The 23,665-nt window shown below is 56.7% G+C and carries 19 protein-coding genes; 7 read left to right on the top strand and 12 right to left on the bottom strand.

The annotated features are described in order from the left end of the window. Nucleotides 1-45: 45 nt before the first annotated feature. From LEP6406_RS29265 to LEP6406_RS0222080, 5 genes are all read right to left on the bottom strand, one after another. Entirely contained in the window at nucleotides 46-369 is a 324-nt protein-coding gene (locus LEP6406_RS29265; RefSeq protein ID WP_225886707.1) for a type II toxin-antitoxin system VapC family toxin, read from the bottom strand. Nucleotides 370-467: 98 nt separating this feature from the next. Next, nucleotides 468-791, bottom strand: coding sequence for a hypothetical protein (locus LEP6406_RS0222095; protein ID WP_008313857.1), 324 nt, complete (start codon nucleotides 789-791; stop codon nucleotides 468-470). After that, complete coding sequence (locus tag LEP6406_RS0222090) at nucleotides 791-1,009, bottom strand: type II toxin-antitoxin system RelE family toxin (RefSeq protein ID WP_008313858.1); 219 nt, start codon at nucleotides 1,007-1,009, stop codon at nucleotides 791-793. The genes LEP6406_RS0222095 and LEP6406_RS0222090 overlap by 1 nt, the downstream gene beginning before the upstream one ends. 208 nt (nucleotides 1,010-1,217) lie before the next feature. After that, nucleotides 1,218-1,958, bottom strand: coding sequence for a Uma2 family endonuclease (locus tag LEP6406_RS0222085; RefSeq protein WP_008313860.1), 741 nt, complete (start codon nucleotides 1,956-1,958; stop codon nucleotides 1,218-1,220). A 34-nt stretch (nucleotides 1,959-1,992) separates the two neighbouring features. Next, the gene (locus LEP6406_RS0222080; protein WP_008313861.1) at nucleotides 1,993-9,294 is read right to left on the bottom strand and encodes a hypothetical protein; all 7,302 of its coding nucleotides are present in this window, start codon (nucleotides 9,292-9,294) and stop codon (nucleotides 1,993-1,995) included. A 505-nt stretch (nucleotides 9,295-9,799) separates the two neighbouring features. Between LEP6406_RS0222080 and LEP6406_RS0222070 the strand changes: the two genes are divergently transcribed. From LEP6406_RS0222070 to cobT, 3 genes are all read left to right on the top strand, one after another. Continuing rightward, nucleotides 9,800-10,555, top strand: coding sequence for a Crp/Fnr family transcriptional regulator (locus tag LEP6406_RS0222070; protein ID WP_008313862.1), 756 nt, complete (start codon nucleotides 9,800-9,802; stop codon nucleotides 10,553-10,555). A 7-nt stretch (nucleotides 10,556-10,562) separates the two neighbouring features. After that, nucleotides 10,563-11,384: a DUF2232 domain-containing protein gene (locus tag LEP6406_RS29260; RefSeq protein ID WP_008313863.1), complete on the top strand. Its 822-nt coding sequence runs from the start codon at nucleotides 10,563-10,565 to the stop codon at nucleotides 11,382-11,384. Between the two features lie 106 nt (nucleotides 11,385-11,490). Then, the gene (cobT, locus tag LEP6406_RS0222060; protein ID WP_008313864.1) at nucleotides 11,491-12,618 is read left to right on the top strand and encodes a nicotinate mononucleotide-dependent phosphoribosyltransferase CobT; all 1,128 of its coding nucleotides are present in this window, start codon (nucleotides 11,491-11,493) and stop codon (nucleotides 12,616-12,618) included. A gap of 58 nt (nucleotides 12,619-12,676) precedes the next feature. Here the strand turns inward: cobT and LEP6406_RS0222055 are convergent, their stop codons facing one another. After that, a complete protein-coding gene (locus LEP6406_RS0222055) occupies nucleotides 12,677-13,039 on the bottom strand; it encodes a hypothetical protein (protein ID WP_008313865.1) in 363 nt (120 codons plus the stop codon). Nucleotides 13,040-13,978: 939 nt separating this feature from the next. Between LEP6406_RS0222055 and LEP6406_RS0222050 the strand changes: the two genes are divergently transcribed. Further along, a complete protein-coding gene (locus LEP6406_RS0222050; RefSeq protein WP_008313866.1) occupies nucleotides 13,979-15,160 on the top strand; it encodes an extracellular solute-binding protein in 1,182 nt (393 codons plus the stop codon). Here LEP6406_RS0222050 and LEP6406_RS0222045 read toward each other — a convergent pair. From LEP6406_RS0222045 to LEP6406_RS0222035, 3 genes are all read right to left on the bottom strand, one after another. Further along, nucleotides 15,143-15,895, bottom strand: a complete 753-nt coding sequence (locus tag LEP6406_RS0222045; RefSeq protein WP_027269346.1) for a hypothetical protein — start codon at nucleotides 15,893-15,895, stop codon at nucleotides 15,143-15,145. The two genes, LEP6406_RS0222050 and LEP6406_RS0222045, sit on opposite strands and share 18 nt — an antisense overlap. Before the next feature lie 22 nt (nucleotides 15,896-15,917). Beyond that, nucleotides 15,918-18,611 carry a TIGR03960 family B12-binding radical SAM protein gene (locus tag LEP6406_RS0222040; protein ID WP_202807546.1) on the bottom strand — a complete coding sequence of 898 codons (2,694 nt, stop codon included), beginning with the start codon at nucleotides 18,609-18,611 and terminating at the stop codon, nucleotides 15,918-15,920. 146 nt (nucleotides 18,612-18,757) lie between these two features. Next, entirely contained in the window at nucleotides 18,758-19,081 is a 324-nt protein-coding gene (locus tag LEP6406_RS0222035) for an STAS domain-containing protein (RefSeq protein ID WP_008313870.1), read from the bottom strand. 344 nt (nucleotides 19,082-19,425) lie between these two features. On the opposite strand from LEP6406_RS0222035, the gene LEP6406_RS0222030 reads away from it, so the two are divergent. Beyond that, nucleotides 19,426-19,620, top strand: a complete 195-nt coding sequence (locus LEP6406_RS0222030; RefSeq protein WP_008313872.1) for a hypothetical protein — start codon at nucleotides 19,426-19,428, stop codon at nucleotides 19,618-19,620. Here LEP6406_RS0222030 and LEP6406_RS30635 read toward each other — a convergent pair. Then, entirely contained in the window at nucleotides 19,617-20,108 is a 492-nt protein-coding gene (locus tag LEP6406_RS30635) for a hypothetical protein (RefSeq protein WP_051463821.1), read from the bottom strand. The two genes, LEP6406_RS0222030 and LEP6406_RS30635, sit on opposite strands and share 4 nt — an antisense overlap. Nucleotides 20,109-20,400: 292 nt before the next feature. On the opposite strand from LEP6406_RS30635, the gene clpS reads away from it, so the two are divergent. Together clpS and LEP6406_RS0222015 are read left to right on the top strand one after the other, a co-directional pair. Beyond that, entirely contained in the window at nucleotides 20,401-20,688 is a 288-nt protein-coding gene (gene clpS, locus LEP6406_RS0222020; protein WP_008313876.1) for an ATP-dependent Clp protease adapter ClpS, read from the top strand. A gap of 70 nt (nucleotides 20,689-20,758) precedes the next feature. Then, a complete protein-coding gene (locus tag LEP6406_RS0222015; protein ID WP_051463820.1) occupies nucleotides 20,759-21,568 on the top strand; it encodes a CPBP family intramembrane glutamic endopeptidase in 810 nt (269 codons plus the stop codon). Nucleotides 21,569-21,606: 38 nt separating this feature from the next. On the opposite strand, the gene LEP6406_RS0222010 is transcribed toward LEP6406_RS0222015, so the two are convergent. Both LEP6406_RS0222010 and LEP6406_RS0222005 read right to left on the bottom strand, forming a co-directional pair. Next, on the bottom strand, nucleotides 21,607-22,644 hold the full coding sequence (locus LEP6406_RS0222010; protein WP_008313880.1) for a glucokinase: 1,038 nt from the start codon (nucleotides 22,642-22,644) through the stop codon (nucleotides 21,607-21,609). A gap of 259 nt (nucleotides 22,645-22,903) precedes the next feature. Then, entirely contained in the window at nucleotides 22,904-23,656 is a 753-nt protein-coding gene (locus LEP6406_RS0222005; RefSeq protein WP_008313883.1) for a DUF429 domain-containing protein, read from the bottom strand. Nucleotides 23,657-23,665: the final 9 nt, after the last annotated feature.

The following is a 23,665-nucleotide window of genomic DNA, read 5'->3' as shown; positions in this document are numbered from 1 at the left end:
TCAACCGTAGGTCACTGATCGTGTGGCTCTGAGGCACGCGGCCTCTTACTGACGACGTGTCCAGTCTTCTAGCCTCAGTTGAGGGACTTGCCCAAAGTCCTTGCGATCGCGGGTTACCAAAATGACATCGGTTGCCAGAGCAATCGCGGCAATTCTCAGATCCTGAGTGCCGATACGAGGTTTGATCGATTTCAGTTCGGCATAGATACGCTGAGCCGTCAGGTTGAACTCCAGTATTTGGATGCCTTGCAGAAAGGTAAGCGTTCGCCCCAACTTAGCGTAGCCTCGGCCCAAAGCTTCCACAGATTCAGCCCGACGAATAACCGCCAACCAACCGCGCAGCATCTCCTCTGCCGTCACAATCGCGATCGCAAGATTTTCTGGCTCTACCTGACTTACCCGCTAAACTACCTCAGCATGTCCCCTTTGAAAGAGTGAAACATGGTCAGTATCCAGAATCTAGAGGCTCACACTGAAGCATCCTCAAACGAGTCGATCGCTGAATCTGACAACCCCAACTGAGCCAGCACCTGATCATGGGTCACTGTTTCCCGATGGCGGGGTACCGTCATTGCCGGGGAGGTGGGTATCTCCGCCAGGGTCATGACTGGTAACTGTAGTGCCTGCTGCATCGCGACCAAATCCTGAGCTAGGGCCGCGATCGAATCTCTCTTCGGTTCGATCGCCCCCTCTGTACAACCCAGGATTTCCCCAGCATCGCCGTAGAACACCTCACGGATGATGTAATCGCCCGCCACCTCTTGAAAAACCCGATAGTTCCAAGTCACCATTACACATCCTCCTGTTGGCCTCTAAACAAAAATAAGTTACGGCGCTTCTGAGCAATGCGCTGAACTTCTACAATCCGAACTCCCTCCTCTACATCATAAAAAAACCGAAAATCCCCAAGTCTCAGTTCCCAGGTAGCAATGCTATTAGGGCGAGTCGGCTTGCGGTTACGGGTCGCAACGGTCGGTTCGTAAGTCAGTTGTGCTTGAATGCCATCCAAAATGTAAACCTGCTCATGGCGCTTGGGCGTTGCTGAATAGCGGTATGATTTTGCAAAAATTTGAACGAGGTTCCAATACCTACAGCAATCGGTTCATACCTGGAATCAGCAACGCCGATCATGGGTCAGTGTTTCCCGATGACGGGGTACCGTCATTGCCGGGGAAGTGGGCATCTCCGCCAGGGTCAAAACCCGATGGTTCACCCGGCTACACTTGGTCGGGATCGACACCCAGCTCTTGGAGCTTGGCCCGTAGCCGCTCATTGCGCTGGCGCTCCATGTCGGCCCGCTGGCGTTCCGTATCGGCCCGCTGGCGTTCTGCCTTGGCGATTTCCTCTGGACTAGGCACGAGGTCACCATCAGTAGTGAAAAACCGTAGCTGCCCCTGATTAACCCCCAGGTATAGCCCCAACTGTTCACTCCATCGCCACCCCTGCTCCGTGGGCTCCAAGGGCTGGTAGGTGCCATCCACCAGGTGAAACCCCTCAAACTCCAGACTGTGGGGGTCGAACCAGAAATAGTCGGGGGTGCGGAAGGTGTCTTGGTAGATTTCCTTTTTCAAGCCCCGGTCGGTCTTAGCGGTGGAGTCCGACAGCAGCTCAATGATCACATTGGGATACTTGCCCTCCTCCTCCCACACCACCCAACTCTTGCGGGGACGGCGCTCGGTGCCGAGGACAACGAAGAAATCTGGACCCCGGAAAAATTCAGACTTGCGTTGGCGGGGGCTGTAGTAGATGGTGAGGTTGCCAAAGGCGTAGAAATCCTGGCGACTCTGCCACAGCCCTTCCAGGCATTGAATCAACAGCAGGATTTGCCGCAGGTGCAGTTCTGTTTCCAAGGGAGGTTCGTCGCTGTAGAGGTCACCGGGGGGGAAGACGATCTCCGGGGCGGACTGGGGCGGCTCCGGTGCGATCGCGGCGGTTACAGCATCTTTGGACAGGGTCATGGCAACAGGGGTATGGCGTTTAAAACATGGCTAATTAGGGCAGTACCAGTTGGGCCATGAGGGGGTCCGTGAGGGACTGGTGCTTGTGGGCCATGAGTGTTGCCAGATGTTGAAGCAGCCGCTGGCGGTGGGGCGCATTCAGAACATAAATCTGTCCAGACTGGTGATTAAAGAGCGCCTCCGATGCCAAGGCCCGGTAGAGGTTGGTATCTAGGGTGGCTCCACTCAGGTGCGATCGCGTTGCCCCGTCTAGTCCCAATCCAGGGGGCAACTGCCCCTCTAGTAGGGCAATAATCCGCTGTTGGCAGACCTCTGTGTTGATCCCCTGTTCCTCCAGCAAATGTAGCAAACCACTGAGGGGGAGGGGTTGATCGGGAATAATCCGCAAGATTTCCTGGAGTAGGAAATAGTCGCTGTACTGGTGCCGAGGACCATCCAGGACTTGGGGATAGCGGCAGAGATTTACCAGCCCATAGGCCACCCGACTACAACTGGTAGGATGCTCAATGGGATAGGTGTCCTGGATGATGGTGGCATTGGGAAACTTTTGGCGCAGCCACTTAGCAATGGTGGCAAAGGATGCGTTGCCACCGGTGCAAATCACTTGCTTAATGCTTTGGGAGGAGAGTCCAGTTTGACTCATCAATCCATTCAGATTTTGGTTAATGCGCTGGATGTAGGGTACGAGAATACGGCTTTCTAAATCCCGTCGCAGCACTCGCCAGGACTGATCCCCTAGTTCCAGGTGGAACTGAGCTTGGTTTTGCAAAATGAGCTTCAGGTGACGGGCAGCCTCCAACAAACTTTGACCCAGGGGGGAGGATTCTAAGCGTCGCCGCAGTTGCACCCGCACGTCTCCATCGGGTTCCGCCAGTCGGGGCAGGGTCAATTCCTCTAATCCCAGACTTTCCCAGCGGGCATCAGCGGTTTCCGGGAGGGTCGCTTGCCAGTGCCAACCACTGCTGTTGCGGCGATTGCTGCCCAAGGGACGACTCTGACGACGCTCCTTAGGGCTGAGTAGTTGGCTAATAATGTCGAGGTCTAGGGCATCCCCACCGTAGGCTAGGGTCCGCAGAGTAAAGTCGTCGCTGCTCAAGGCTCCGAGGGGATAGGGCAGATCTACTAGCCCTAACTCTGTTACGGTGGCTCCGGCACTGATGATAACGGTGCCGCCTTGCCAGTTGCATTGGTATAGGGTCTGGGATTGGCTGATGGCGGCCTCGGGCGGGGCGCTGGGGTCTGGTAATCCAGAGAGCACCGCTGCGATCGCATCATCCACAAAGAACACTTGGCTGGCCTCAGACACCAATTGGGCCGCAAGAACGGCCTCTCGAACATTTATGCGGTAGGTGTCTGAGCCGGAGGCGGGATAGCCTACGATCACCCCCTGGAGATGGGTGAGGGCGATACCCATCTCCGGCAGGGTGAGGCCCGCTGCTCCGATGGGAGCCGCGATCGCAGTTCCTAGATTGGCTTGTATGGTGGTCAATAGGGCTTGTACCGCTGCCCACACCTGCTTAAGGGGAATTACCTGGCGGTCCGACCACTGGATTAGGGGTTGGGAGTTGCCTGCGCCATCCTGATGGGGCATCCCCGTCGCCAGTAGGGGCTTAATCTGATTCAGCAAAATGGGGGTTTCATCCTCGGTACTGCCCTGCCAGGTCAGGGTAAGAGCTGCTGCCCCCACTGCCTGTAATTCCCAGGTACTAGGGGCAATGGAGGCCACGGCGGGCAGGCGGAAGATGGTTTCAGCGGTAGCCCCTGCTAGGCCGGTATCGGTCCAGTAGAGGGGGTAGGCTTTGCCGTCGATACGGTCCATCAGTACAGCGGAGAGGCCAGTAGAACCGAGGTCAAGACCCAGGAACCACTCGCTATCCTCGGCAGCAGAATCCCCAGCATCAGGAGGCTCAGCGTCAGCAGGATCTGCGATGGCCCCTTGGGTCCGGTCCCTGACCATCGCGAGTAGCGCTGCCCCAGTGGCAAAAGTATCGGTGTTCGTTGGCGACCCTAGGGTCGCCAGCAAATCCATCTCCTCGGGTGCAAAGGCCAGATCGTCAAAGGCCAGAGCCGGGGGCTCTGAGGCGGTGGCCTCTTCCCCTGGATTCCGCCCCGCTAACTCTCGGTTCTCAGCAGGTGCGGTACTGACGTCAGGGCTAATTACTGGATCGATCTCAAGGTCAGTGCCAGTAGCTAAACCTAGGGAAACGGGCAGCTCGGGTAGGACTAGATCGATCTCATCTCCCCCCAAGACATCCTCCAGGGTCAGAGCAGCGGCAGCATCCTCACTCGATTCCGAACTAGATTCCGAAAAGTCCGAGATGGGTTCCGGCAGATCCGAAACATTTGGATCTGAAACATCTGGAACAGCTATGGAAGCAAAACTTTCCTCCAGACCGTCCTCCATCTGTTCCAGGGCCGCTAAAGCCTCCAGGATATCCGGGCTCAGGGAGTCTTCTGGGGATGGGTCTGTTGCCCCTAAAGCGTCATTTCCCAGTTCCGAGGCTGGGGCTGATGGAGGAGGCACCATGCTGGGGGGAAAGAGGTTGAGCAAATCCCCTTCACTGATATTGAGATTGTCGTCAATCGTCCCCGTATCGCTGATGGTGGCGGGAAAGAGTTCGATTTCCTCTAGATCTGCTGGCGGCCCCGGTTCAGGAGCATCCGAAGGCGAGTCGGTCGCATCGGTCGTATCAGCGATCGCTTCCCGGTCTGACTCCAGGGATTCCCTAGAGAAGGGATATACGGAGCTATCCTCCAAGGTAACAAGTCCGGAGTCCAGAATTTCTTGGTCACTGGGGTGAGGCTGATTCGGCTCCAAGTCTAGGTTCAAGTTGAGATCTAAATCCCCTAGGGAAAAGGTGTCGAGGGACTCTTCTCCCTCATCCTCTCCCAGGGAAAAGGCATCAAGGGTTGCGCCCAAACTATCCTCTGAGCCTAAATCTTCTGAGCCTAAATCTAGGGCTGCCCCGAACCCATCCAGACTCAAGGTCGCAAGCGGGTCTGCCTCCCCGCCCCTATCCCCACCATCGGTTCTGGACTCATCATCAGACCTGGGCGCTACTCCCAGCATTGAGTCCAGCGCCTCTAGATTGAAAACTGGCAGCGTGTCCGTATCCGCCCCATCGTCGTTATCATTAACGGTTCCATCCAGATCAAGCTCGCCTCCTAGACTGGAGCTGAACTGATCTAACCCAAATTCAACGGATGGCGGCGGCGGTTCTACCATTGGGTTGCTGGAAAGATCCGAGAGCAGCTCTCCCAGCAAGCCCGCAGAGGATAGGCTGGATGGCACATCCACCGCCTGGGAGGAGGAGACTTCAGAGCTGGGGGTATCCAGGTCGAAGGAGATGCCCTCAAGGGAAAGGTTGAAGTCGTCATTCTGCGATCGCGTTGGCTCGGGTTCCTCCGCTTCAAAATTGTCAAAGGTTCCAGCTAGTGCCTCCCAACTGTCAATCTCGGGTTCTGACGGAGGGGGATTGGGGATACTAGAGAGATCGATATCGTTCAAAATTGACGCTAGATCATCGAAGCCTGGGTCGTCTGACTCGTCAGCATTGGTTTCCCTAGCCTCTGGCTGGAACAGATCATCAGCCCCCCCGACATCTGCTTGTCCGCCCTCTGCTCCTAGGGAATCTAGCACCTGTGGATCTGATTTTGGGGCTTCGAGCTCCCCAGCTTCGGGCTCCCTAGTCTCTACGACACTGAGATCGGACTTCCCAGTTTCAGACTCCTCCCCCTGAGATGCTGTGGAATCAGGCTCCCGAGAATCAGGCTCTCCTAAATCTGATACCAGGAGGTCCGCTTCAAAAACCTCCGGTTCCACCGGGTAGGTTCCCCACGCTTCTAGGTCCAAGTTGGGCGTTATCTCCTCAGCCCCCACCAGGTCCTCAGCAATCGAGTCAGGAATACTCAAATCCTGATCGAAAAGATTGCTTTCTAGGGTGGGACTACTCAAGTCCTCGTCAGAGATTAAGCTGTCGAGATCCAGGTTGGGGTTCTCCGGCTCCGGCGTTTCCCATACTCCTGTACCGAAGACGGGAGTGGGGCTTGGATCCTGGTCGAACCAGTCTGCAAGGGTTTCAACGCTGCCTTCTGGAGGGGGATTCTCTTCCGGATCCGCTGATTCGTCAACGATACTCTCTAGGTTAGACAGGGATGCCAAGGCAGATTCCACCTCTGCATCAGGGGTATCAGCGGTATCAGCACCATTAAAGATGGAGGCTAAGCCTAATTCCACCTCAGCTTCCAATTCAAGGGCAATATCTCTTTCCGGCGTGCCGCTTTCCGAGGTGCCTTCGGCTAGCTCATCGGAGCCCATTGCTGAATCCTGAAAAAATTCGTCCTCCAGGTCAAACAGGGAGGCTGATGTTTGACTATCGGGAACCAAATTCAGAAGACCATCTTCGTCTTCGTCTGCTTCAGGGTCCATCTCCTCAGGGTCCATCTCCTCAGGCCCCATCTCAAAGGCAGAGGCCCAGTCTACTAAAGACTCTGTTTCCACATCAGGCTCAATGACCGTGACGGAGTCCGGCTCTGATTCGAGGTCTCCAATAGGCTCGGGGGCAGAGGGTGATTCTGGGTCAAGGTCCAAAGCCGTAATGCTTGCAGGAGCAGGCGGTGATTCCAGATCGGGATCTGAATCCGTATCGGCGTCAAACATGGATGCCAAGTCCAGATCGAATTCGGAGTCCAATGGAGGTTCAGGAGCAGTGATGGGGTCAGGGGTAGCCTCTGTAATTGCTGGAGTGTCACTAGACTCAAACATTGAGTCAAAGTTGGATAGGAATCCGCTGTCGGTATCCGAGGCCAAGGTGTACTCTGCTTCTGAGGTTGGTAACTCTGAGGGGGAGATGGCCTCAATCTCAGGGGTGGCCATCTCTGGATCCAGAAGCCAGTCACGGGAATTGTCCAGACTCAGGTCTTCGCTGGACAGTCCCTCTAGATTAAGTAAATCTGCATTGAGCTGATCGAGGGTGGATTCCGGCAGATTGAGGTCCGGAGACCAGGCGCTATCGGCAGCGTCGATCGCCAACAAATCCTCATCTGGAGGAGCTGCAATGAAGCGGTCTTCGCTGGACTCATGGTCGAGGGGGGAACCCGGTGATCGTAGGCCAGCAGTGGCCCCCGGTGTCGGTAACAGTTCCGCTAGGGAATTAATGGTGTTGCTTTCCAGGGAGGGGGGTGGACTCGACTGAAGGTCAACCGCGCCCTCCTCTCCAAACAAGGCCGCTAGGGTGGGGCCAGACTCCGTTGTCGCCTCAGACGCTAGTGCGGAGTCCTGGATCGGATCGGCTGGGATGACCTCCGACTGGTCTTTGGCTATCGCCCCCTCTAGCCCCAGTAAACTCTCTTCCTCGGAGATGGTATTACCTAGGCGCTCTTCTGCCCCTTCAAACAGCCAGTCCGCTAGGGTGTTGGCTTCTGCTGGGGGATCTGCTTCTGCTGGGGAAGTCGTAGGACCCGCCTCAATGAGGAAATTTTCAGTCCCAATAAACCCAATAAAACTGTCAGGAGTAGCACCATCATCATCTAAGGCTACCCCAAGGTCTGGGTCAGCAGCCTCGGCCTGTGGCTCTACTGTCACGTCAGTAGAGGCGGTAGAGGCGTTTGCATTTTCCTCTTCTGCGATTCCCCAGTTCATAGCTTGCGAGACCTCGTCGGTAGCCTCGATGGCCTCTTCCGGCGCTATGGTCTCCCCTAGGTCTAGGGTGATCTCTGGTAAAACGCCATCCTCCGGTGTGGGGGGGATACCGGGAGCTGCCCCTAGCAGGGCTTCGTCTAGGGCTAGTCCCAAGGCGGCATCGGGTTCAGGAACCGCCGCCGCGTTGGTCGTGTCCGTTGTGTCGCCAGGATCATCCGCTGCCATCTCGGCAGCATCTATCTCTGATTCTGAGTCTACTGGGGTCTCTGAGTCTAAGTTGCCCTCTGCCTCCGATCCCCCAGACTCCTCCGTATTGCCAAAGAGACTCTCGTAGAGGGCATCCAACTCGGCGTAGTTTTCGGGACGTTCGGTAGCGGTTTCCCCGACCCGATCGGAGTCATCCTCTACACCGGGGGTTTTGCCTTGGACTTGCCCTATAGCCACAGCCCAGGGAATGGGCTCCATCTGGATAATGGTGGCGTCTCCTTCTCCTTGGAATGCTGTGACGTCGTCGTCATAATCCTCTGCTAGGGGATCGCGGTCATCGAGTTGAAGTTGGGTAATTTCTTCATCGAGTTGAAACAGGGTGATTTCTTCGTCTCTCCCCATGTCGAAATCGGCATCAAGGGCATCGAGATCGAGATCATCCAGGTCTAGATCATCGTTGGGGAAGGGGCTAGAAATGTCGTAACTGGAGGAGTCGTTGCTATCTTCCTGGAAGCGATCGCGGCGATCAGCGGTATCGGCGTCATAGGCGGGACGGCGATCAGCGGCGGCGGATAGACGGGCGGTGCGGCGGTCAAAGGGGCTGTCATCATCACTGGACCGGATGGGCACGTCCAGGTAATGTTCCTGGCCCAGTTGTTGGGCTAGGTGGTTGACTAGGGCCTTGAAGATGACCTCCCCCTGCTGTCCCAGGCCATGCATGGTGTCGAGTCCCTGGTGCAGAGAGTCTCGGTAGCTTTGAATGCTTTGCTCCATCGACTCGAACACCGACCGCAGGTTGGTGTCGAGGCGGAGGAGCATGTAGTCGGTCTGGGCTTGGATGCGGCGGAGTTGCTCTAGGCGTTGCTGGGGCTGGAGCTGGGGCAGGTCGTTGGGTGTCTCTAGACCGTTGCTCTCCGGAATCCCAGCACCATAGAAGCTGGCGGGGTCGTTGACTTGGGCTTGGAGCGACTGAATCTGGGGGGTGATCTGACCGAGAAGGGTGTCTTGCAACCGCTGCACTACCTCATCCACTAGGGCAGGATTCAACAGGGGGGGAGGGGCACTTCCCGCCAATCGCAACCGCTCTAGCTCTAACTGGCGTACCTCTTGGGCCAATTGCTCTCGCTGCTGCTGAAGGGCGCTGACCTCGGTGCGTAGGGGCTGAATGGTCTGCGATCGCAGATACTGCATTTCCTGGAGCAATGCCTGCAAAACCTGCTGGCTAGTGGCTTCGGGTTGTTGGGCAATTGTCTGGGGGTCAATTAACTCCGCTACGATTTCTCCGGTTTCTGGCGACAGGGGTCCCCAGCCACCCGGTGCCTCCGCTGCGGTTTGCAGCGATTGTAGGTAATTTCGGGCTTGTTCTAGCACCCGTCGCTGCTGATTAGCATCCCCTGCGACGACCCAAGGCAAACGGGGCGTGGCCTTGCCTAAAATAGCCTCGATTTCAGTAATTAACGTTTGCAGTTGCACTTGGTGAGAAGTCACAGTGACGCCTTTTCCAGCAATCCGACAGAGACCATGAAATTGACTGTAAATGACCGTTCTTCCCTCGGGCAGCTATCCCTCAGGCGGTTGTTCCGGCTTAGGGGCCACAGAGGGTTAGATCCAGTCATGGTTCTAGATGCTCCCTAGGGTGCCCGCTGTTGCGTCCTGGATTGCCCAGGTTAGACAATTTGCCCAAAGTGTAGGTCAGGCTGCCCCAGACGGTCACAAATTGCAATAAACCATGATGCACTCGGACCGATCTGGGGCTAGTCTTCCCAGGGGTTGGGACTGGAGCAGGGCCACCGCCCCAGATTGGCTCAGGGCCATCTCAGAGGTGAGCCATAGTGGGTAAAGGGATGATGATATAGTAAAAAAACCCTAAAGGGCAGGGGAATTATGGCCTGATTCCGACCTTCAATTCCATTTCCAGTACTTCTCTTTCGATTCACCGTTGACAGCACCTCCCTATGGGCTAGGCTACGGTGTTTAAAGCGTAGCCTGAGTAATGGCTTCCCTGCTGATTGCCCCGTTCCCCAATGGTCTGACTTTCCTGTCAATGGATGCTCGTTACGGCTCCCGTCACCCCCCCCTAGATGGACAGCCCATCCAGGAAACCCCTTTTTTTGAAGGTTTACCCGAAGCAGTCGTACAAAAAGCCACTGCCCAAGTGGTGATGCGCCGCCATCCTGCTAATCAGGTGATCTTGCTAGAAAATGACTGGGGCAGTTCCGTGTATTTCATCTTGGATGGATGGGTGAAAATTCGCACCTACAATCTGGATGGCAAGGAAATCACCCTTAATATTCTAGGGAGGGGGGAATTGTTCGGCGAAATGGCTCCCCTAGATGAAGTGCCCCGATCTACGGATGTGATTACCCTGGTGCCCACGGTCATCGGCAACCTGCCCGCTCAGGACTTTGTCACCCTAATTCATTCGGAACCTCTGGCGGGCATTCGACTATCCCAACTCATGGCGCGACGGCTCCGTCAGGTGAATCGGCGGCTGCGGTTGCGGGAGTCCGACAGTACCTCCCGTGTGACAGACATTATCCTGTTTTTGGCGGATGGCCAGGGCCAACAAGGAAATGAAGGGGTAGAAATTCCTAACCTGCCCCACCGAGAACTCAGCAGCCTCAGCGGTCTGGCTCGGGAAACCGTGACCCGTGTTCTCAATAAATTGGAGAAAAAGGGTCTGATTGTGCGCGATCGCGAAATTCTCTGTATTCCCGATGTCGCTGCCCTAGAGCGCCTTTTGGTGTGACCTCCCCATGCATCCCCCTTTTCCCAACGGTGCTGACCCCCATGGTGCCCGTAGTGACTTGCCGCCCCGGAACCCTTCCGGGCCAGACGGTACGGACTTGGATGCCGACGAAATGGCAGACGTGGAAGCGTTTTTGGACTATCAAGCTCCCGTGAAGGCCCCCCGGAAGGAAAATCCTTCACCGCGATCGGCACTGGGACCCCTTCCCATGGTGGAAACTGCCTTTTTGGCCAGCGCTGCCAGCCTAATCTGGCTGGTCAACACCTACTTTCCCCCCGGTCCCCTGCTACGCATTATTTTCCCCCTGCCCATGGCCTTGGTGTATCTGCGCTGGGGATCGCGGGCGGCGTGGATGAGTGCCCTTGTGGCCACCCTGTTGTTAGCGGTGATGATGGGACCGCCGCGCAGTCTTCTGTTTTTAATGCCCTATGGTCTGCTGGGGGTGCAGTTGGGGTGGCTGTGGCGACGGCGGGCAAGCTGGTACACCACCATTGGTCTAGGGGCATTGCTGAGTGCCCTAGGGGTATTTGTCCGCCTCTGGCTACTGTCCATCATGCTGGGGGAAGACCTCTGGATCTACACCATCAATCAGGTCACTCAGTTGATTCGATGGGTATTAGGAATTCTGGTGAACTGGGGGTGGTTGGGTTGGGGTGTCCTCAGCCAGGTGGATGGAACCTTAGTCCAGATTCTGGCGATGGGGCTGATTTTAGTGAGTTCCGTGGTGTATCTTTTCACCGTGCACCTAGCCGCTTGGCTGTTGCTAGAGCGCTTAGGAGAAGCCATGTCGCCGCCACCTCTCTGGGTGCAGCGCCTCCTAGACAGTTAAGGTGATTTCTGGAAAACATTTTTCTAAACAGTGCTAAATGGTGGGCCGTAGCCCATCCGACAAAGCCTAAGATTCATAGGAACTCAGGATAGGAGTATTAAGACCCATGCTGCCGCCTATGCTCAGGGTCTACACCCAGGAAGCCCAGGGACGGATGTGGCTACGGCGCTATTGGGGGCATCGTCCCCTACTGGCCTGTGTACTGGGCTTTACGGAAACGGGATTGGTGCCGGGAATTTCAGCGGCAGGAGCCACTCCAGCGGATCGCCGCATCACGGCGATCGCGGATGCGGAGTTTCTTTACCACGGTCCTCAGCCCCAGCCCCACTATCCCTTGCCGCCCCTGACGGAAGGTATTTCCCCCGCCATCATCAGTCACAGTATTCTGCTGGCCCAGCGCATTCCTCTCGTGATTCTCAATGCAGGTCTGCCCGTACCACCCCCTGTGCCCCATGTGGACCTAGGGGGTAGCCCCGCCCAGGGAATTGAGACAGGGCAGGCCCTGTCTCCCCTGCTGGTACGACAGTTGTTCCGGCAAGGATTGGTGTGGGGTCATCGCCTTGCTAATCAATCGGGGCAAGGCTATGTGCTGCTGGGGGAATGTGTCGTTGGTGGCACTACCACGGCCCTCGCCATTTTGCTAGGACTGGGATTCCCCGCTGAGGGAAAAGTTAGCAGCAGCCACCCCAACGGCAACTCGGCCCAAAAGCAGGCAATTGCCACCGCTGGGCTAGAGCAGTGGCGATCGAGGGGGGGATCGCCAGATCCCCTAGATTTGGTGGCGGCGATAGGAGATCCAATGCAGGTGGTCGTGGCAGCCATGACCATCGCCGCCACTCGTCATGGAGGCGTTTTGCTGGCGGGCGGAACCCAAATGCTAGCGGTCTATGTTCTGGCACGGGCTATTGCTGACTATCACCGGATGCCGTGGCATCCAGAGCAGGTGGTGGTCGGAACCACCCGTTGGGTGATGGAGGATACCACTGGAGATGCCTTCGCCCTTGCCCTAGCAGTGGAGGACGTGCCGTTGATTGCTACCCAACTCTCCTTTGCCACCTCCCAATATGCCCAATTACGGAAATATGAGCAGGGCTATGTGAAGGAGGGTGTGGCGGCGGGCGGCTGTGCGATCGCAGCTACCCTCTACCAAAACTGGCAACAGGCCCATCTTCTGACCTGCATTGAGAGGCTCGTAGCGCGGTGTCAGTCTGCGGCTCATCCCCAGTCCGCCTAGCTTGCATCCGCTTAATCTCCTGCTTCAGATGTCTCTGAGGCGTCCCGTTAGGTGGTCATTAGTGAACGCGGTTGGCAAGCAATTGCTCCTCTAGGGCGGCGATGCGGTTATAGGCTGCCGTGAGTTGGGCCGTCAACCGTTGAATCTGCACCTCTGGCGAGAGCACCTGGTCACTCCCAGAGCGTCCGGGGTTGACGTAGGTGGAGTCCACGAGGACATCTTTATGAATTTCCCCCAAACCAGAAGGAGCCGAAACGGAAAGACCGCTGCCATTGGGGTAGATGGCAGCATTGGGACCGCCCTCCTCCAACTGCGATCGCGAGAGAATTTCTGAAACTCGGTCGTTGACTTGATCGATCAGTTGATGGAGTGCGTCAACCTTCTGGGTCAATGTCGTGACCTGCGCTTTAATGGGTTCCATATGACGCGATATCTCCGGGATGAATTCTCACCATCCTAGATCCCGAATTTTATAAGTGACCCTGATCACGTAATCATTTAACCTTTCCGTACTTGCCCCAGGATTCAATGTCCCAGAAATATTTCACGGCTGTTTCCGATGCAGGCACTAGGTCAGGGGGCAGGCGCATTTCATTTTTGGGGGAGCGGCAGTTAGAAAACACACCTATAAAAATGCAAACACGCCAGTTCTGTAAATCGCTTCGCTAACGCGAGTTCCCTGCCCCTGCCGCTGTCTCTGCCTCCAAGTCGAGCCTAGAGATTGACGGCAAAAACATCCAAATCCCTTTATTGACAAGAGTCGTAGCTCCTATCTTCACATTCCAGTACGTGCTGCTAAAGGCCCTTTTTTCACTCCCAAGCTCCAACCTTGGTTTAGCCCCATCAATTCTGGATAAAGCAATGATAAAGCAGGGATTAAAGCCCTTATGCCTTCAAAATTTAGGCTGTATTTCTCCATTTTCCTTGACCATGATCTAGAAGCTTAAGTGTTTCTGTAGATGTAGTCCTGAGCCCTATAGGGCAAATAGGCTCAATCCCTAGACTGAAAGGGTGAATTTCAGTCTAGGGATTGATTCAGTAAAGATGGTGCCAGAGAGCTCGAAAGAAAAATGGGCATCAACGTAAGCCGAGACAATATTAGTTCCAAGGAATTTAGGAGTTAGGAGCCAGAATCCAGTAATCTCCTGGATTCTGGCTCCTAACTCCTGACTCCTACCCAGGAGATTTGTCCTACTTTGAGTTGATACCCAGACAAACATTTACCCTCAGTCTGGGGAAAGACAGTTCCAGCGACATTCCTCCCGAATCTGGACAGAGCCGAAAGCGTGAGATCGCGACCTTTTCCTGAGCGGGCCACCGTGGGGGAGAATAGCATCGGTCAGACCTGTTGGATATCTCCATGCGCCGACGAACCCTCCTGACGGGGATGGTAGCTGTAGCTGCGGCTCAAGCCGCCTGCCAAAGAACCCCCACTCAACGCCTAAGGGCTTCCATTCTGAAGGACTCCTTACCGCCCCAACTGGTACAGGACTTTCAACGCACCCAGTCCCAGTCCCTCGGGTTCAAGTCTGAGGTGCAGGGAAACCTCGCTGACCTGTACAGACAGCTACAACGACTGCAAACCGGGATCCCCTCGCCTCGAATACGGTTGCCCTGGACAGAGCCCCCTGACCAACGGGTACCCAACTGGGTTAGCTTGGGCAACGACTGGCTTGCAGGGGCGATTCAGCAGAAATTAATTCAGCCTTTTGGAGTGGCAGATCTCCCCCATTGGCCTGCCCTTTCAGAGCGCTGGCATACCCTTGTGACCCGTGATATTCAGGGCTTTCCGGCGGCGAACGGGTCTGTCTGGGCTGCTCCCTACCGCTGGGGGGCTCTAGTGATGCTCTATAATCGTGCCCCCTTCGAGGCTCTGGGCTGGCAGCCCCAATCTTGGACGGACCTATGGCGATCCGAATTAGCAGGACGGGTAATCTTGCCCCGCCATCCTCGCCTACTGCTGGGGATCATCCTAAAGTCTCTGGAAGAGTCGGCAAATCATCCTGATCCAACCCAAGTGGCGGAGTTGGGCGCACGGATGGCGGCAATGGCAGGAGCAAAGCCCAACCCTGCCGGGACATCACCCGCCCTCACCTTTGCCGACACTCACTACATTGAGCCTCTGATTCGTGGTGAGGCTTGGGTGGCGGTGGGTTGGTCCACTGAGATTCGCCCCGTGCTAGAGGGCTATCGCCAGTTGGCGGCGGTGGTACCGGAACCGGGCACCCTGCTGTCGGCGGATCTCTGGGTACACCCAGCCCCGCAGCAGGGTGCCCGGATGCCCCTATCTGCCCCTGAGCAAGCGTGGATTGATTATTGGTGGCAGGAGAACACCGCCCTTCCCCTAACTCTGTTTTCCCAGGGACTTGCGCCCCAATTGCTGGATGGGACAATAGGGGACTTGACTCCTGATTTTTCTGCTGCCCAACTACTGCTACCGGAGGGTGAAATCATGGCCAACAGTGAATTTCTATTGCCCTTGGCTGCCGACAGTCTGGCCCAGTATGAACGCCTCTGGCAACAGCTAGGGGGGAGCGAATAGGGTTTCGGCGGGGGGCTCCACCACCACAAAGGGACCAACCTCGGCAAAGCAGGGCAGATCGGTGAGCTGGTCTAGGGAAATTTCTGTAACGGGGGGAACTTCAAATTCGGGACGAGCACTGAAGTTACAGGCGTAGATCCCGACGATACGTCCAGCCCGATAGAGCCGTAGATGATAGCCATAGCTGCTGGCGGTGCTGCCCCACTGGTTGAGCAGGCTGTACTGACGGGCGTCGTAGAAGCGGGAGGTGTCGTTGAGGCGATCCCAATATTGGCGGTCTACCTGTACGTCTATGACTCGTAGCCCCGATAGATTTGGGTTTTCAGGCGGCAGATCATGGTGGAAGGCTACCCAGTCGTCAATTAGGCGATACCCGCCCCAGCGAGAAATGAGTTGGTCCCGATTCCACCACAGGCTGGGGGGGGTGAGGTGGGTGTAGGAGGGCGTATTGGCGACCACCGTGGGCCAGTCCGTCGTGTTCCTGCTGGGGAGGCCATTTCCATTCCCGAAACGGTTCCCTGGGTCATAAGCCGAAGGCAGGGTCAGGAGGGTTTGGAAAATGAGTTTTTCGGGTGGGATCAGTGGGGGCGAAGATTGTGCGATGACCCAGGGCTGCTCGGAGGCCAGCGCAACTCCTCCATTCATGCCCACCAAGGCCACAGCAACCCAGCCCAGCCGCTGGAGGTGCTGTCGAAGTTGAGAACCTTTAGAATCGGAGGGACTAGGCATCGTCATCGCTCAACATTAGGATTCCATTTCAGCAGAACGCTATTTCAGCACTATTCAGCAACAAACGATAGCGGTGGGTATGGAGCAGGTGCAGCCCTTGCTTCGCTACCTGTTCCAGCATGTAGACCAGGTGCTCGGGCCGTAAGAGGGTGCCATCGTTGCGGCAACTGCCCCGGTAGTAGATCACCGTGCGTTGCCCCTCTAGCGTTGGGTGACAATCCTTCGGCACTAAGGCCCACAGATCGGCAGGGGCGAGGTGGAGGTCAAATATGCGATCGCGCAAATTCACCACCTTCACCTTGCGAGATTTAGTCGTGTGTTCCCAGGGAATGTTTGCTTGAGCGAGAACCCCTTGACACCAAGCCTGCCACTGGGCTGGTCTAGGAGCGTCCTCAGCATTGACCTGCACTGCCACTAGATACTCCGCCTGATCCAGAGACTTGGTTGCTGAGGGAGCCGTCAGAGGCACCTCTGCTACCGCCGTTAGGGGCATCTCTGGAGGCAGTTGTGCCCCTAGACGCTGGCGAAACGCCTCCGGTTCCAGGGCTTGGGTGAGTTCAAAATCCACCACCTCGCCAGAACTGGTGGCCCCTAGGGGTAGGGCATTGGCGGGAGAGATGCGGGGACCAGGGTGATAGCCCCCCGTAAACGCAATAGGCAAAGCTGCCCGCCGCACCGCCCGATCCAATAACCGAACCACATCCAAATGGCCGATCAGGGCGAGACTTCCCGTTTTGCTAAGCGTCACCCGTAGCCGCTGTACCCGTTCCTGGGGCGGCTGGAAATGGCCAGCAAAGACGGGAATGGGCAGGGGCGGCACGACGACATTGTGACCTAGATCAGGACCGCACACCCCGCAGTGGGAACAGCCCTCAAAGGAGCAATCAGGCACCGTGGCTGCCTCTAGGGCTCGTTGCAGATCTGCCTTCAGCCAGGTTTTGTCAATGCCCGTATCCAGATGATCCCAGGGCAGGGGCTGATCGAGGATCGCGCTACGATCCTCTGTGGGAGTATCCATGACATGCCATTCCCCCTGCTCTACCTGACGGTATTTCCAGGACAAACCCGCTTCATCAATGGCCTGGGTCCAGGCGGCATAGGCCCGATCCATGCTTTCCCACCAGGCATCCATTCCGGCCCCCAGTTGCCACGCCCGCAGCACCACAGCGGAGAGGCGGCGATCTCCCCGTCCCACAAAGTCCTCCATGGCGGAGATGCGGACATCGGTGAAGTTCACCTTCACTCCCCGCAGTGGGCGAAATGCCTGCTTCAGCAGGGCTTGCTTACGCGTAAACTCCGTTGTGGATACGGAATGCCACTGGAATGGCGTATGGGGTTTCGGGGTGAAATTAGAAATTGTCAGGTTCACCCCCAGGGGTCTGCGCCCTTGGTCACGACATTCCTGCTGGAGCCACTGCACCGTCTCCGCAATGCCCAGCACATCCACGTCCGTTTCTCCCGGTAGGCCGATCATGAAATACAGCTTCACCCGGTTCCAACCCTGTTCGTAGGCGGTTCTCACCCCTCGCAGCAGTTCCTCATTGGTCAGCCCCTTGTTCACAATGTCCCGCATTCGCTGGGTGCCCGCCTCGGGAGCAAAGGTGATGCCAGTCTGGCGGGTGCCGCCCAGGATATTGGCAATATTTTCGTCAAAGCGATCCACCCGCTGGCTGGGCAAAGCCAGGGAAATGTTGTCGTCCTTGAGGCGATTCTTGATTTCTAACCCTACGGCGGGCAGGGCTAGATAGTCGGAGCAGCTTAGGGAGAGGAGGGAAAACTCGTCATATCCCGTGGCCCGCATCCCCGTTTCAATGGCGTTGATCACCTGCTCTGGTTCCACATCCCGTGCCGGACGGGTGAGCATCCCCGGCTGACAAAAGCGACAGCCTCGGGTGCAGCCCCGGCGGATTTCGACCGTCAGCCGATCGTGGACCGTTTCTACATAGGGCACGAGGCCGATGGCATAGTGGGGCATGGGGGTGGCTACCCGCCGCAGAATCCGGGCAGGGACATTGGTACGATTGGGATGCACGGACCCATCCGCTGCCATGTCGTAGAACTGGGGCACGTACACACCGGGAACCTGGGCCAGATCCAGGAGGACCGCTTCTCGGCCCCATGCGGCGGTTTTACCCTCTTCTACTACCAGCCCAATTTCCGGCAGCAATTCTTCTCCGTCCCCTAGGGCCACAAAGTCAAAAAAGTCGGCGTAGGGCTCGGGATTGGATGTGGCGGTTTGCCCCCCGGCAAAAATCAGCGGCCAGGGTTCCCCATTGCTCTGGCGAGTGGTAGACCGTTCGCGCCAAGTCAGGGGAATGCCTGACAGCTCCAGCATGGCCAGAATATTGGTGGCCCCCAGTTCGTAGGAGAGACTGAAGCCGAGAATATCAAAGTCGGTGACTGGGCGGCGGGATTCTACGGCAAATAGGGGCGTCTCTGTTGCCTGAAGCTTTTGGGCTAGATCCAGCGCAGGCAGATAGGCGCGATCGCACAATTGCTGGGGCTGGGCATTCAGAATGCTGTAGAGAATGATGTGGCCAAGGTTGGAAGCCCCTACCTCATAAACCTCCGGGTAGGTAAGCACCCACCGCACCGTGGCTTGGTGCCAGGGCTTGTGGACCGCCCCCAGCTCATTGCCCAGGTATCGAGCTGGTTTTGCAATGTCTGGGGTGAGAAGGGAATCAACCGCTGCTGCCACGCGACCAACCTGGGACGAATCCATAGGGATGAACGGGATCCAATATAGCGAAAAGCCCTCGAACTCAGCCAAGTTAAAGCGGGTTTCTTGCCCGCCCAAACCAGCCATCAGAACGACGGCCTCGACTTAATTCCCATCCGAACTTCCCGCCTGACTTCCCCTCCGCAACCCTAGGCCGCAAGTGGGACGGGAGCTGTTTCCAGAACTTCAAAGACCTGATCAAGCTGGGTCAGCTCCAACACAATCCGAATTGAGGGCGGCACCGAGCAGAGGCAGAATCGCTTCTCTAGGCTGCGAGCGAGACGCAGAACGGAAATCAAAGATACTAGACCGGCGCTATCGAGGGATTCTACCTGGCTCATATCCACCATCAGCCCCTGGGAGTCGGTGGCAGCAATGCGCTCAGAAAGTTGGGCTTGCAGGGCCTGGGCATTGGCAGCATTGAGAACACCGCTGGGCTGAACTACCAATAGGGTCGAGGGAAAGCTTGACATGGTATTTGAATCACTCCTGAATCAACTCGTGGGGACAAACGATCGTAAATGTTGGCTACAGGGTCTTTGTGGCATGTCCTGAAAGTAAGCCGGTATTTTCCGAGGTGCACACCCAGGGAGGGCCGACTTCGCTGAATCTTGATATTCAATCAGGATTCCATGAAGATTTGATTAAGTATTTTTGCAGACGGTATCAAGCACCACGGGTTCCAAATAGTGATCTAGGTCACAAATGGGAGGGGTAGGTGTCACCCCCTGGGTCATTTACGGATCACGGGGTTAGGGGAGCGGAGCTGCAACACTATGAATTGAAGCTTGCAATCGGCAGAGGGCCGACTGGTTCCATGTATGCACCTAGCGGAATTCGTAAACTAGTCGAGAAAGCCCTGTATTTTCGACGATTGACGCCGGAGCTAGAAAACGCTATTAACTCCGAGCTTACCCGGCTCGGTTATCTGCCGGATACGGACTTTGAAGCCCTAGAACTCTTGATGGCGGAAATGGATGCTGGTCGGGTGCAGTTGGTACCCAGCTCCTAGGGTTCAATTTTTGCACCAGTATCTTTGGTGGACAGCGAAGGCCGGGGTGTTCCTTTGGTAACCGTGGTAGGTAAGGCTTCTTCCAGGACCGGATAGGCGACCACCTGCCGTAGAATCTGGCTGAGGAGATGGTTGGCTTCGGTGCGATCGCATAATTTGCACGATTCTTCCCCCTCAGTAAGGTAGGGCAAGAGTGCCAGCCAATCTTGATCTAGGGCAGGTTGAAACAGTGAGAGGGGCCAGATCACATCGGGACCTAGCCGCAGATCGTATAGCCGCTCATAGACATGACACCCCATGGCTTGCGGGGGGGGGACTGCGGCGGCAGGTATCACCACGCAAGCCATGGGGCGGACCCAACAACGCTGGCGACTTTCCACCACCTGAATCACTTCCCCATAGAGTCGCAGGAAGTCCTGCTCTAGGTAAACGATTTGATGGGGAATTAGGGATGGCCTGTTGTGGCTTGGATAGTCTAACCGTGCCATGGGATGCAAAAACGGTGCTAGTCATGTTTATATGGGGCCAAATTGCTTCAGAAAATACTAAGGATCTGATCTGATGCTCAGTGCCATAGCAAATTGGCTCGCAGTCTTGTCCAAACCGGACTGACGACTGCTATGGGCGCTAAGGAGATTCTAGACGCCTTAAACTGATGGGTGGATCGAGCTAGGCCCGATGTTGGTGGAAATCTGCCCCAGGGGCCTCTAGATCAATTCCCACTTTAGCCCGGTTGAATCTGGGGGTGGAGTCGGGTTCCAGCGTTAGGAGGAATAAGGTGTGGCAGTTGAAACGATTGAGCAGAAGTCTACAGCCACGGTGCGTAAGCCCGCACCTCGATACCGGGTTCTGCTGCACAACGACGATTTCAACAGTATGGAATATGTGGTGGAGTCGCTTCTGAAGGTAGTTCCCAGTCTGACGACGCCCCAGGCTGTGGACATCATGATGCAAGCTCACTCAGCGGGTAAGGCGGTGGTGATTGTCTGTGCCTTGGAACACGCTGAATTCTATTGCGAGGGCCTTCAGAGCTGTGGCCTGACTAGTTCCATCGAGCCGGAAGAGTAGCCCCCCCTTGTTTGTATTCCTAAAGGTTATCGGACAGTATTTTCGTCGCAGCCCTGCGCCGATCAGGATTATGGGGTTTTTGGCGGGGCTGATTCTGGTGTCCTTGCCGGTAACCCTGCCGCTGTATTGGCTGGAGCAACGAGAGGGCAATTCTGCCTTCGGCATCGGCATTTTACTGACTTGGTTTGGTCTCTTTTTAGTGGGTGTCGGTCCTTGGCTGCGGCGAGTCCACGGGCTAAAGCATCCCTGGCAACGATTGGGGCTCTATGGCGGCAAGCAATGGGGGCGGGCCTGGGTCCAGGGGATGGCGGTTGGCATTGTCGGGGTGGCAGCGCTCTATGGGTTGCAAATTGTCCTGGGTTGGGGGGGGGCGATGCCTTTGCCTGCCAATATGGGGTTCATTCTCCTGGAGGGGTCTTTGGCGGCGGTGGTGGTAGGGCTGGCGGAGGAACTCGTGTTTCGAGGCTGGTTGTTGCTGGAACTGGAGGCCGACTATGGCCTCTCGGGGGCATTGGGCGTGAATAGTCTATTGTTTGCCCTAGTGCATTACATTCGCCCTTGGGAGGTGATTGTGGCGACGTGGCCCCAGTTTGTGGGGTTGGTGCTACTGGGAGTGACTCTGGTGTGGGCGCGTCGCAGTCCCCTCGGGCGAGGGCGATTCCGGCGAATGTCGGGGGCTCTGGCCTTGCCGGCGGGGCTCCATGGCGGGCTGGTGTGGGCCTACTACCAGGTCAGTGTGGCCAATATCGTGCAGCCAACGGGGGTGATCCCCAATTGGGCTACGGGGATTGACGGGAATCCCTTGGCGGGGGTGATGGGGCTGGTTTTGCTAGGTGCGATCGCGGTTTGGTTTTACCGTCGTAGTCGGGAGTCACTGTAACGCTCAAGTCCCCCATCGCTTCGGAAAAGTCTCTTCCCCTATAACTCCGCCGCATAGCGGGCAGCCCCGATTAAGCCCACCTGGGGATTGAGGACGATGGCCACGGGCACATCTTCCAGAAGGCGACTCACACGGCCCTTGTCGCCAAAGGCCGTCATGAAAGGGCCTGCTGTCATCGTCTCTAGATTTTTTGCCGCGATGCCTCCGGCGATGTAGAGGCCGCCATAGGGCAGCAGTTTGAGGGCTAAATTTCCCGCTTCAGCGCCATAGGCTCCGACAAACAGATCCATTGCCTGCTGACAGAGGGGATCCCCCGGATCTTGGGCCGCCTTAGAAATCACGGCAGCGGGATCGATGGTTTTAGCCGCTAACCCCGCCTGTCGCTCCCAGGTGGTGATGTCTGCCGCCACCTCTGGAGACTCCGCCGCCATGCCGCGATCGCGAAGAAATTGGTAGATCGCGACGATACCCTGCCCCGACACCACCCGCTCCACCGAGACACGGGTGATCTGGTTCTTATCCCGCAGGTACTTCAGCAGTTGAAACTCCAACTCCGAGCGGGGGGCAAAGTCGGCATGGCCCCCCTCGGAGGGAAACACCCGATAGCGATCGCCTTGGCGTACCAGGTAACCCTGCCCCAATCCCGTCCCTGCCCCAATCACCGCAATTGGGGCGGTGGCATCACGATGCCCCGGTTGCAACATCTGTAGGTCGGCGGGTTCCAAACCCAACACACCGTAACCAATGGCTTCAAAGTCATTAATTAGGGAGGCTTGCTCTAGATCCAGCGCAGCGGCAAGGCGATCTCGGCTGAGATTCCAGGTCAGATTGGTGAGTTGAGAAGTATGGTTAACCACCGGACCAGCAATGGCAAAGCAGCCTCGGGTAGGCTGCACCGTTTGTCCCATAGCCGCCGCCGCCGTGGCCATGAACTGCTGCACCATAGGCACTAAATCCGAAAAGTTGGCACTGACGTATTGGGCCTCATAGGTCGTGGTCAACTTAGCGCCCGCATCATTGACGAGACGCAGAATGGTTTTGGTACCGCCAATATCACCCGCCAGAAAATAGGTCATAGGAGAAGTTATCAATGCTGTGTTTCTGACCGTTTTATCGTGGCATACCTCGGCCCCTCACCCTAGCCCTCTCCCCAGGGCAGAGGGGACCGAAAAATGTTATTTCCTCGTTCATTATCCCCACGCCCTAGTGCTTTGTCAGTTTTCAAATTGTGAGTTGGCGTAGGTTGGGTGAAACGCAGTGAAACCCAACAGCGGTGGGCTATGTTGGGTTCCGCTAGCGCTGCACCCAATCTACAAATTGAGGCTTGACAGAGCACTAGGGGGCTACCGGACACACTTGATCGGGAAAGGGGGCCGGGACGACGATGAAGCCCGTAGACTCATCCCCCAGAACCCAGTTGCGATCGCAACCCCACCACCACCAATGGGCTCCCGCGTAGGCACAGGTGAGACTGTCGAGTTGGTCCTCCACCGCCTTCATGGCCTTACCCCCCGTGGGAATTGGGGGCAGATCCCCCTCCTCCAGAGGCAGCGGCGGATCCAAGTGAGGCAACTGAGTCAGTTGATACCGACGCAGCTTTTCCAACTCAGGTCGCCGCTGAGCCAGAGATCCCTTCTTGTACTTGAGGATGCGGGGCAACCGGAAGAGGTGAATGGTGGCCGGGTGGGGAAATAACTCGATCTGGTAACGCCCCGGTTTCTGGGGCTTCAGAGTGGGGGCATGGCGAAAGCCTTGGGCCTCCAGAGCTTGGCTGAACTGGATTAACCCAGCGGCGAAGGGACGGCCCCGATTGGCGGGGTAGCAGCCCGCATCATAGCGACCAAAGTAGCGATGGGCGAGGCGATCTGGAAGGCGCATCCCGGTTTCATTAGGGATTAACGTGGGGGCATCCACCGCCACCAGGGCAGGCTGATCTGTGCCCACGTGGGCCTCGATCCAGTCCAGCACCTGATCGTGGCGGGACACACAACAAAAGTCCCCAAGGCGTAGCCCCTGGGGAGTCAGGTCAAGGCAACAGAGGCCGCTGGCTCCGGTTTGCCAGCCCAAATCGATGCCTAGGAATTTCAAGCGTCAACC

Origin of the sequence: Leptolyngbya sp. PCC 6406 (genome assembly GCF_000332095.2) — a bacterium.
Lineage (GTDB): Bacteria > Cyanobacteriota > Cyanobacteriia > Phormidesmidales > Phormidesmidaceae > PCC-6406.
Note: the sequence above shows the minus strand (reverse complement) of the source record. Positions and strands in the feature narration are given on the sequence as shown.